Below are 11562 nucleotides of genomic sequence, written 5' to 3' on the forward strand. Positions count from 1 at the left end.
ATTTTTTCATAAACACGAATTTTATTGAATCTCGCCGGGTTCGAAGCCGGCCTCTACGATGGCTGCCTTCAGGGTTTCATCTGCCACCTCTTTTTCAATGGTGATCTCTGCCAGCTTCTTTTCCAGATCCACCACAGCCGTCACGCCGTCTATAGCGTTCAGCGCTTTCTCCGCACTCATTTTACAGTGGTTGCAGCTCATTCCTTCAATCTTCATGATTTTCTTCATAGTCTCATCTTCTCCTTTTTTCTTATCTTCTATGGGTTTTCTGATACAAGAACCGTCCGGACAGGAAATCTCCTTTGCCGGCGCTTCCGTATGAAAAGCAAACTTCGTCCGGAAACCTTTGAGGCGCAGCGCGTTGCTGACGACGCAGACAGAGCTAAGACTCATGGCGGCGGCCGCAAACATGGGATTTAACTTCCACTGCAGCAGATTATAAAACACACCGGCTGCCAGGGGAATGCCGATACTATTGTAGAAAAAGGCCCAGAACAGATTCTCCTTTATATTACGCAGTACGGATTTGCTCAGCTGGATCGCTGTCACCACATCCAAAAGATCGCTCTTCATAAGGACGATATCCGCGGATTCCATGGCCACATCCGTACCTGCTCCGATAGCAATGCCCACATCGGCCCTTGCCAGAGCCGGCGCATCGTTGATGCCGTCTCCAACCATGGCGACACGTCTGCCTGACTCCTGTATATCCCGGACTGCCTTTTCCTTATCCTGGGGCATCACCTCAGCAATGACCTTGCTGATCCCCAGCTGGTTCTTGATGGCGTTGGCCGTTCTCTCATTGTCGCCGGTCAACATGACCACCTCAATCCCCATGTGTTCCAGCTCCTTGATGGCCTGTTCACTGGTGGGCTTCACTACATCGGCTACTCCTATGATGCCGCAGAGGACGCCGTCTCTGGCAAAAAACAGCGGTGTCTTTCCTTCCTCAGCCAGCCGATGGGCGGTGGATTCTGCCTGAGCCACATCTACTCCGTTTTCTTCCATAAAGCTCTGATTTCCGGCCAGGCACGCTTTTCCCGAGAGCGCCGCTTTTATCCCTCTGCCAGAAACTGCCTGGAACCCATCCGTCTGCAAAAACTCGAGTCCTCTGTCTTCCGCCTCTTCTACAATAGCTTCCGCCAGCGGATGCTCCGAAGGTTTTTCCAAAGAAGCTGCCAGCAGCAGCAGGCTGTTCTCATCCAGCTTTTCTTTCCTTCCATCCAAAGATTTCGGCTCCAGAGGCAGAATATCTGTCACCTTCGGTTTTCCTTCCGTGATCGTCCCTGTCTTATCCATTACAACCGTTTTTACAGAATGGACCACTTCCAGGGATTCTGCCGACTTGATCAAGATTCCGTTCTCAGCTCCCTTGCCGGTCCCGACCATGATCGCTACCGGTGTGGCAAGCCCGAGGGCACAGGGACACGAAATCACCAATACAGAAATACCGATGGACAACGCGAATCCAAAAGCCGCGCCCACAAGAACCCAGATGATGGTGGCCAACAGAGCGATGGTGATGACCACAGGCACAAACACTCCTGCAATCTTGTCAGCCAATTTGGCAATGGGGGCTTTGGAACTGTTGGCATCTTCCACCAGCTGAATGATCTTCGCCAGGGTGGTATCGTTCCCGACTCTCGTTGCGCGAAAGGTAAAATATCCATTTTTGTTTATGGTAGCCGCGATCACCGTATCTCCCTCTCCCTTTTCTACCGGAATACTTTCTCCGGTCAGGGCAGACTGGTCAACGGATGCCTGGCCTTCTACGATCACCCCGTCCACCGGGATGCTCTGTCCGGGTCGGACTGCGAGAATATCCCCGGCGACTACTTCTTCCACCAGGATCTCTTCCTCTTTTCCGTCACGTACTACAGTGGCCGTCTTAGGAGCCAGATCATAAAGCTTCGATATAGCGTCGCTGGTCTTGCTCTTGGATCTGGTCTCCAGATATTTTCCTACGGTGATCAAGGTCAGGATCATGGATACGGATTCAAAGTAAAGATCCATATGGTAGCTGGCCACCAGCTCCATATCCTGTATGCCAAGTCCATATCCCATCATATAAATGGCTGCGATCCCATGGACCAGCGCAGCACCCGATCCGATAGCTATCAGGGAATCCATATTGGGAGCCCTGTGCCATAATGCTTTGAAGCCCACCTGATAATATTTCCGGTTCACATACATGACCGGCAGCGTCAGAAGGAACTGCGTCATACCGTATCCCACGGCATTCTGATGTCCGGATAAAAAACCGGGCAGAGGCAGTCCGATCATATGCCCCATGGATACATACATGAGCGGAATCATAAAACAGATGGAAACGATCAGACGGTATTTCATGTTCTTAAGCTGTTCCTCTACGGGATTCTTCTCTTTGACATCTCCGCCCTTTTTCTTTCCGCTCTCCTTGCCCGCCACGGAAGCGCCATAGCCCGCATGGACCACCGCGGCGATGATCGCATCATCGTCGAGCGCGGTCTCCTCATATTCTACCACAAGACTGTTTGACAGCAGATTAACCGCCGCTGTCTTCACACCTGGCAGCTTTCTGACACTCTTCTCCACATTGGCAGAACAGGAAGAACAGCTCATTCCAGTCACATTAAATTTCTGTTTCATATGGCTTTTCCTTTCCAGTCATTCATATACCCCCATCAGGTATATCACCATCATAAACGTTCTTTCGCTTATTGTCAACACATTTTGAAAAAAGATTCGGAAATATGATACAAAATACTTTTTGGAATCATTTATAGTTAGCTCCGATCAAGTTCCGGTTAAACACCGGCAGAAGTTCCGAACCGTCACGATTTCGGTTCTGCCGGCGCCCTGTCTGCCGCACCGTTACAGATATGCGCCATATTCCTGATTCCAGAAAAGGATTGGATATCCCCAGGGCCCGCGAGCCGCCTGGATGGAAACGGACTTCCTCCTGTTTCCTCTGATTTGCAAAGATAAATTTGTTTGAAAGATATTCAAAGGTATATCGTTTTAATTAAACTCACATCAAAACTCGCCTATTGCGCATAATATAAAAAGTGACAGAAAGGGAATTCCCTATTCTGTCACATGATCGAAACCCTGATTTAATATCGTCATCACATGTTCGTCCGCCAGCGAATAAAATACGGTCTTTCCGTCGCGCCGGAATTTCACCAGGGAACTCTGCTTTAATATTCGGAGCTGATGCGAAATGGAGCTTTGACTCATGCCAAGGAGCTGAGCGATATCACATACGCACATCTCATGCTCTAGAAGAACATATAAAATCTTGACCCTGGTGGGGTCACCGAAAATCTTGAATAACTCAGCCAGGCGCACGAGTATTTTTTCGTCCGGCGTCTGCTTTTTTAAAGAAGCGATCAATTCGGGATTTGCATGGATATAGTCGCAGACCGGCATCTCAAATTCTTCCTTTTGTTTCATCCATGTTACCTCCGTTTATCATATAAAATATAGAATTCTGGCAGATTATCAACAACATAAGTCTACTACCGGTCTGGAAAACTGTCAACCAGATTCCCCAGGCGAAGCTTTTAGACTCAAGGTTTTACAGCAAATTTCAAAACATTTTCTCTTTTATTTTCAAATATATCATACGCCTCCATGATTTCTTTCAGGCGGCATCTGTGGGTGATCAGGAAGCTGGGATCCATCCTGCCGCAGGCTATCAGATCCATAATCTCCTGGCAGTCGCTTCCATCCACTCCTCCGGTCTTAAAGGTAAGATTTTTTCCGTACATTTGGGGAAGAGGAAGAATCTGCTCCTCTTCATACATCGCCACTACGACCACGACCGCGTTCGGCCTCGCCGTCTTCCAGGCCAGTTTAAATGTATCACTGCCGCCTGCCGTCTCAAATACAGCGTCAGCGCCTCTTCCATGAGTCTCTTCCAGAATTCTCTTTACTAAATCTTCTTTCCCGGGGGACAGAATTATATCCGCCAGCCCCTGCTCTTTCGCAGTCTCCAGCCTTTTCCTGTCTGTGTCCAATGCAATGATCTTTGACGGACTGTACAGCCTGGCGCACATCATCGTACACAATCCAGTAGGGCCGGCTCCAATGACCACCACCGTATCAGCGGGCTTAAGCTCTCCCAGCTTTGCCGCCCAGTAGCCCGTGGACAGGATATCTCCCGTAAACAGAGCCTGTTCGTCTGTCACGTTCTTAGGAATGACAGTCAGAGTGTTGTCGGCAAAAGGTATCCTGACATACTCTGCCTGCCCTCCGTCTATTCTGCATCCCAGTGCCCATCCACCGTTATCATTGGTGCAATTATTCACAAATCCTCTTTTGCAGTAAAAACATTCTCCACAGAACGTCTCCACATTTACAGCCACCCGATCTCCGATCTTTACTTTTTTCACCGCTTCTCCGGTTTCAGCCACGGTTCCTATGAATTCGTGACCAAGTATGACCCCAGGCACCGCCCGCGGGACCGCTCCGTGCTTAATATGGATATCGCTGGAGCATATAGTAGTAAGGGTCACTTTTACAATGGCGTCTCCTTTATCTTGGATAATCGGACGCTCCCTTGTCTGCAGCGTCACATTTTCTCTGCCTCCATAGACCACAGCCAGCATCTTTTCCTTCTCCCGCATATCTGTTCTCCTAACTATCCTGTTTCTTCCCAGCCTTACCTGTTCTGCTGAAAAATTTGTCCTGTATACAGTATATCAGAGCCGTTCGAGCAAGTCCAGTTTCCTTTTCTTTCATGAGTTTACATGTTCTTGCGTTTCTGTTATGATGAAAAGAACTCTATTAAGGAGGTATAAAATGGTACCCATTGAACGTGATAATATTGATTCTATTCTTCCCCTCTTTGACGGCTGGAACGAAACTATGATCTGGTCCTGCCTGCAGGGTTATATGGGAGAAGCATGGGCCGACTCGGCAGAATCTCCCCGTTCTGCCAGAATCATCGTTGGAGATTTTTGTTGTCTGGCGGGCATTCCTTGTCCGGAGCTGATTCCTTCTCTTTCAGAGAATCTTTCTCATTACCCGGCGCTGCTCATTCCTCAAGGTCCTCCATGGGAAACATGTATTGAACAAACATGTGGAACTTCCGTTTCCAAGTTCCAGAGGTATTCCATAAAAAAAGAACCGGGCATATTTGACCGTGACCGGCTTCGCTCTTATGTAAACACCGTCCCTGACGGTTATCGGCTGTCTATGATCGATGAACCGCTTTATCACATGGCCCGGGAAGAAGAATGGTCCAGGGATCTCTGCTCCAATTTTTCTTCTTACCAACAATATCAGTCCATGGGGATCGGAGCTGCCGCCCTTTATAAAGGCCGTCTGGTTTCCGGCGCCTCTTCCTATTCTGTTTATCGGGGAGGCATAGAAATTGAAGTGGATACCAAAAAAGAGCATCGGAACAAGGGGCTTGCCTGTGCCTGCGCTTCTCTTCTGATCCTCCGATGTATGGAACGGAATCTCTATCCGAGCTGGGACGCCCATGATCTTCGTTCCGTCTCCCTTGCCGAAAAACTCGGTTATCATCGGGATACGGCTTATACTGCTTATCTCTTCAAACCGGATAAATAAAAGGACCGCCGGAGTCTGATGACCAGATTCCAGCGGTCCTTTTACTTAGGGGTACTGCTTATATAATGAAATAGGTAACCTGAAATAATTTTATGATCACTTCTTTGTGATATATCCTTTCGCAGTCAGAAGCTCCGCGCAGAGAATCGCGCCGCCCGCTGCTCCTCTGACCGTATTATGGGACAATCCCACGAATTTATAATCAAATACCGTATCCTCTCTCAGACGGCCCAGTGTCACACCCATACCGTTTTCATAGTCGCGGTCCAGCTTCGCCTGAGGGCGGTTATCCTCCTCAAAATATTTGAGAAACGGCTTCGGGGCGCTGGGAAGGCCAAGCTTCTGGGGCTCGCCTTCGAACTTCGCCCAGCGGTCCAGAATCTCTTCTTTAGAAGGCTTCTTATCAAAGGTCACAAATACGGCCGCCGTATGTCCATTGGACACCGGAACACGGATACACTGGGACGTGATCACCGGTCCCTCCGCTTTCTTGATGACGCCGTCTTCTACCTTTCCCCAAATTTTCAAAGGCTCCTGCTCCGATTTTTCTTCTTCGCCGCCTATATAGGGAATCACATTGTCAATCATCTCCGGCCAGTCTTTGAAGGTTTTGCCCGCACCGGAAATAGCCTGATATGTAGTCACCACCGCTGTCTTTATTCCAAACTCGCGAAGCGCGTGAAACGCAGGAGTATAGCTCTGAATCGAACAATTGGGCTTTACGGCAATAAAACCCCTTTTTGTTCCGAGACGTTTTTTCTGAGAATCGATTACCTCTGCATGCTCCGGATTCAGTTCCGGAATGATCATAGGCACATCCGGTGTCCACCGATGGGCACTGTTATTGGAGACCACAGGCACCTCAGCTTTTGCATAAGCCTCTTCTATGGCACGAATCTCATCCTTCGTCATATCAACGGCGCTGAATACAAAGTCCACATCCGCGACCACCTCATCGATATTGTGCAGGTCCTTCACCACCAGCTTCTTCACGCCTTCCGGCATGGGGGTATCCAGCTTCCAGCGCTCTCCGACCGCATCCTCATAGGCCCTGCCCGCGCTCCGGGGACTCGCCGCCACCGTGACCACGTCATACCAGGGATGATTTTCCAGCAGGGAAATAAAACGCTGGCCGACCATACCTGTCGCGCCCAATACACCGACTCTCAGTTTCTCTTTCCTGTCCATCTCATATTCTCCTCGTATTTCATCATATTTGACAAGCTGTGCAGACATGTCTTTGTTACGCGCACATCTGTCTTTCCTTTGCAGTATTCTACACCATACTGCTGCAAATTGCAAGCACTTTTTTCAGGTAAACGAAGATTAATTGTTCACGCTGCCCTGCAGCGCTTCGCTTACAGCTCCTCGATTATCTTAAAAAACTCTTCAAAGGTCACGGCTCCATCCCAGTCGTTATGCTTTTCTTCAAACACCATATAATAGCGAAACCGGCTTCCAGCAGCTTTTTCCCAGGCCCGTCCCAGCATCAACTTGTCCTTACTGTCCCAGTTTTCCAAATATTCTCCTTTTGTCTCGATGACGATCAGATTCCCTTTGTCCGTAAACACGAGCAGGTCCGGAAAGTGGTTCTCAAAGCCGCTGATATTCAGGCCCCGTTTCGAGATATTCCTGTGCCACCATACCACATTCTCAAGTCCGGTAAGGGCCATGACCATCTTATGCTCCAGACTGTTCATCCTTTCTTCTCCCGTATACAGGGACATTCCTATGGACGTGACCGCGTGAATAGGTGAGATTGTCTCCGGCAGCCGGTAATGGGGACGACAGGTGATCTTTCCCTGCTCCAGCCACAATTGAAACTGCTTCAGCTGATGCTCCTTAAGCAGCCTAAGCACTTTCTTTTTGACAGCTTCCGCGTATCCAAAGACCATTTTTTCCAGCTCCGCCAGCTGGTCCCGGTCCATATTGTCCACGATCAGATCCACATATTCCGCCAGTTCCAGAGAATCCACCTGATTCAGGCTGCTGAGATGTTTGCATATGATCTCTTTATGATTCTGGATGCGCCTCTCTTCCGGCAGCCTGGATAATATCTCCCGGAAATAAGCCCTTTCCTTTTCGTTCATTTTAAACGCTTTGGGGACGGCGTCTTCAGAGCCTTCCACATCCACGCGGTACAATTCCTGAGAAATATGGTCAAGCCTTATATCGTATGGCTTGCCCTTCAATGTAAATCCTTCCGTCAGGTGCTCCTGGCGAAGCGGCACACAGCTGGCGCCTGTGATGATATTGTACGGTGTTTCGCGGTAAAATACCGGAATCTGCAGCGCCATAGCCTCTTTTTTAAATTCCGGCTTCATATGGAAGATCTTCATCCTGTCTCTCACCTCCTGGGGCGGGGCTTCCGGCCAGTCAAAGCTTTCTCCTTTTGTGTCATTTATCTCCTTTTCATACGCCTTCAGCTGTTCTGCAGCCGCCTGCAGCATGGATTCGGCCCCAAATAAGGGCAGCTGTTCCGTCTGATGCTCATACTGTTCCCTTCGTTTTTCCAGCTCCTTCTCCAGCTTCCGGTCATCAAAGTCCAGAAATTCTTCTGTCTCTGTTCCCTGCACGCTTATGGAACCCCGGCCTATATCCGTTCCGCCGGCATACGTTTCTCCCCCTTCCGCTTCTTCATCCGCTCCCGATACCCGGCAGTCCCTGCTGCTGAAACCGGAGCTGTTAAGCCCCTTTACAATCTCATCCACAGTATTTCGAAAATCGTTGGAGGAAGTCAGGACATATGACATGTTAAGGGCAGGCACCTCGCATTGCTTCGTATAGGGCTGCCTCAGAATTCGTCCAATGACCTGCTCCACATCCACGCGGGAGGTCTTATTGGCAAGCGTCGCCAGAACATAGGCAAAGGGACAGTCCCATCCTTCCTTCAGTGCATTGACTGTGATGATATACCGGATACTGCAGTCCTTCCCGGTCAGCTCCTTGTCCCTGAGCTCATTGACTTCTGCAGTCTTAATCGCGATCTCTCCGGCCGGCACTCCGCTGGCTATGAGTTTTTCTTTAAGCCTCTGGAACGTGGCGCTGTCTTCTCTTCCCCTGGGCTGCGCCTGGAACAATACAATGGGCCTTATATATCTCCCGCTCCGCTTTTCCTCTTCCTCCGCCAGTTTCTCCAGATTATTCCGCAGATCTATGGCATCCGCTATGACTTCTGTCTGGCTGTCCCGGTTATATACCACCACCGGCAGCTTTACCATGTGCTCCCCTTTCAGCTGAGCCGCGTCCACATACGCGATTATATTGCTCTCAGGCCGGGGGGTGGCTGTCAGATCCAGCACAAAACATGGATTAAAATTTTCCAGCATCTCCAGACTCAGACTGCTTCTCGCATGATGGCTCTCATCCACGATCACAAAGGGAGACAGCTGACTTATGACCTGGATCAGCGACGTCTTATCGGCCCCCTCCACTACATGCTCCGGCTCGCCGAGAGCTCTCTGGAAGGACAGCAGGCTGCTGTTCTCCTGATAAGCCTTTCGTCCTTCCTTTCGATTGCTCCGAAAAGAATCGTAGGAAAGCACCAGGATGGACAGCTGTTCGATCACCGTTCCGTAGTTGAAATTCTTTCCGCCGAGCAGTTCTTCTTTCGTATATACTTCTACCCGTCCGCCAAAATCTCCGTCTATTTTCTGTCTGTAGGGATGATTTGTATCCTTAAGGTATTCAACCGTCTGCTCCAAAATCGTATCGGTAGGCACCAGCCATACGGCCACTTTTATCCGTTCCGGATTCAGCGCATCAAAAACCGGCTTCAGCGAATTGCACGCCAGATATGTCTTTCCTCCTCCGGTCGGAACCTTAAAGCATACATGAGGCGTCCTGTGGATGATATTCTGATAGGCCGGCATACCGGCGGGCCCCAGTTCCACTCCCTGTTCCTCCCATAGTTTTTTGTATGCCTCTGAGACTGTCTCCTCCCTGCTCAAAAGCTCCAGAAAACGGCGCAGCTTCTCTATGACCTTAATCTGGTATTTCTTTATTTCCATCCGCATTTCTCCTTTGTCCACAATTTCTCAAATCCTCTTTATGTCTCTCGGCACTTTTTTAAAAGTGATCTGGTACTCGGACAGCTCTGCTTCACTCAGGCTGCAGCTGTCCGAATAGATTACATAATGCTCTGCCCTTTCCCGGATATTCGTCAGAAAATCATAATTCAGTACGGCGTCCTGCTCCTTTGTATGATACAGATAATAAGCAGTACCTTTACTTTTCCCCAAATAATATCGTGAATCTTCACAGCCGCAGGTTTTCCCAAAAGAGTCCCCCGCCTCCGTATACCAGATATACTCTTTAAGCTTTTCTTCATCTATCTGACTGTTGAGACGCCCTCCGTCTAAAAACAGCGGCTCTCCTATCTCATAAAAGCTGAAGTCCCCTCCCAGGCCTTTTGTCTTCTCGCTGCCGGAGATCACCCGTTTGACCCGCTCTGCCGTCACATTTTCCGCATAGTCCATCATCTCCACCAGAATAAATTTCCGGTTTCCGCCGTCCCTTCGGTTCATATCCAATACCGCATGGGCTGTAGTCCCGGAACCGGCAAAGCTGTCTAACACAATGGAATCTTCGTCCGCCGCCTGCTGCAGGCAGTATTCCACGATCCCCACGGGCTTTGGCGTGTCAAACTGCCCTTTGCCAAGAATCGACTTTATCTCAAGAGTGCCGGTCTCACTGGCGAACTCGCTGCCGGACCAAAAAGATTTCGGTTTGACCCGGCGCTTTTCTTCCCTTTCCAGATAATCCTTTTGAAAAATGTCGTATTCCATCCTCTTTTTTACCAGGCGGACCTCCAGTTCTGAAATCCGCTCCAGAACCGTACTTTTCCCCCATCTCCAGGTGCCGTTTTCGCCGTTGGAGAGCTTCGGCAGTATCTTAACAGAGCCATCCTCCGGTTCCAGGGACAGCTTTCCGGAAGCTTCCTGATAATAAATAGGGTAAAACAGATTGGGCCTGTCCTTTTCCCTGGCATTGCTTCCTCTTTTTCTCAGTCCCAGGAGCCGATACCGTCCTTTTTCGTCAGACAGCTTATATTCTTTTTCATATTCCTCCGGCAGCGAAACTCCCCTGGTGATAAAGCTTCCTTTCTGATAGATCAGAAGGCTTTCATGGGCTGTGGCGATATATTTGTCGTCGCTCCGTCCCTTCAGATTATTGATGACGGCTATATCCGCAACGAATCCGGCCGGTCCGAATATTTCATCACATATTAACTTCAAATTAAATTTCTCATTGTTGTCGATGCTTATGAATATGGCCCCTTCCGGCGCCATCAGTTTTTCCAGCAGTCTGAGGCGCGGATACATCATACAAAGCCATTTATCATGGCGCGACAGATCCTCCCCTTCCTTTCCGACGGCTTCTCCGAGCCACTTTCTCATTCTGGGGTCGTTTACATTGTCGTTATATATCCACTTCTCATTTCCCGTATTATAGGGCGGGTCGATATAGATGCATTTAACGCTGGACGTATATTGAGGGAGGAGCGATTTCAAAGCCTCCAGATTATCTCCGCGGATAATCATATTGCCGCTTCCGTTGTCCTCTTTTTTACTTCCGTTCTCATCAAAGCTGTACTTCCGCTCCAGAAAACGGTACGGCACCTTCTGATGATAGCTTACAACTTTATCTTTTCCAATCCATTCCAAGGTCGGCATGATGTGTGATCCTCCTGCGGTGACTGCACTCCCTGCTGCTTTTTACGGACTAATTATAACATAAAAAGACAATACTTTCATCCGGCAAAATTTCTTTGAATACCTTTTTAAATGCAGGGCAGAGAAAATGATTCCAAATATATCTTTATCATACCCAAAAAGCCTGCATCCGACATCTGCCAGACACAGGCTCTCTAAGCTCCCGGCCGGACTTGAACCGGCGACCTATTGATTACGAATCAATTGCTCTACCAACTGAGCCACGGAAGCACGTCTCCAAGCTGTTAAAGCTTGTCAACGTTACTAATATACTATAGGAATTTCTTCC

7 protein-coding genes and 1 tRNA gene are annotated in these 11562 nt (G+C 49.1%); 1 reads left to right on the forward strand and 7 read right to left on the reverse strand.

Translation table 11 applies throughout. The features are described 5' to 3' along the window. Positions 1 to 21: 21 nt before the first annotated feature. The 3 genes from LQE92_RS13290 to LQE92_RS13300 form a co-directional block, all read right to left on the reverse strand. Positions 22 to 2628: a heavy metal translocating P-type ATPase gene (locus tag LQE92_RS13290; protein ID WP_231063429.1), complete on the reverse strand. Its 2607-nt coding sequence runs from the start codon at positions 2626 to 2628 to the stop codon at positions 22 to 24. Positions 2629 to 3066: 438 nt separating this feature from the next. Continuing rightward, on the reverse strand, positions 3067 to 3411 hold the full coding sequence (locus LQE92_RS13295) for a metalloregulator ArsR/SmtB family transcription factor (RefSeq protein ID WP_408611463.1): 345 nt from the start codon (positions 3409 to 3411) through the stop codon (positions 3067 to 3069). A gap of 140 nt (positions 3412 to 3551) precedes the next feature. Continuing rightward, positions 3552 to 4592, reverse strand: coding sequence for an alcohol dehydrogenase (locus LQE92_RS13300; RefSeq protein WP_408611464.1), 1041 nt, complete (start codon positions 4590 to 4592; stop codon positions 3552 to 3554). 193 nt (positions 4593 to 4785) lie between these two features. On the opposite strand from LQE92_RS13300, the gene LQE92_RS13305 reads away from it, so the two are divergent. Continuing rightward, positions 4786 to 5559 carry a GNAT family N-acetyltransferase gene (locus tag LQE92_RS13305; protein ID WP_231063432.1) on the forward strand — a complete coding sequence of 258 codons (774 nt, stop codon included), beginning with the start codon at positions 4786 to 4788 and terminating at the stop codon, positions 5557 to 5559. A 96-nt stretch (positions 5560 to 5655) separates the two neighbouring features. On the opposite strand, the gene asd is transcribed toward LQE92_RS13305, so the two are convergent. The 4 genes from asd to LQE92_RS13325 all read right to left on the reverse strand — a co-directional run bounded on the left by asd (position 5656) and on the right by LQE92_RS13325 (position 11504). Then, positions 5656 to 6747 (reverse strand): aspartate-semialdehyde dehydrogenase, encoded by a 1092-nt coding sequence (gene asd, locus LQE92_RS13310; RefSeq protein WP_231063433.1) that lies wholly within the window; start codon positions 6745 to 6747, stop codon positions 5656 to 5658. Positions 6748 to 6917: 170 nt separating this feature from the next. Continuing rightward, positions 6918 to 9569, reverse strand: a complete 2652-nt coding sequence (locus tag LQE92_RS13315; protein WP_231063434.1) for a DEAD/DEAH box helicase — start codon at positions 9567 to 9569, stop codon at positions 6918 to 6920. A gap of 27 nt (positions 9570 to 9596) precedes the next feature. Beyond that, complete coding sequence (locus tag LQE92_RS13320; protein ID WP_231063435.1) at positions 9597 to 11234, reverse strand: site-specific DNA-methyltransferase; 1638 nt, start codon at positions 11232 to 11234, stop codon at positions 9597 to 9599. A gap of 197 nt (positions 11235 to 11431) precedes the next feature. Then, positions 11432 to 11504: transfer RNA gene (locus tag LQE92_RS13325), tRNA-Thr, on the reverse strand. Positions 11505 to 11562 lie beyond the last annotated feature (58 nt).

Source organism: Lientehia hominis (genome assembly GCF_021044755.1).
Taxonomy (GTDB): domain Bacteria; phylum Bacillota; class Clostridia; order Lachnospirales; family Lachnospiraceae; genus Lientehia; species Lientehia hominis.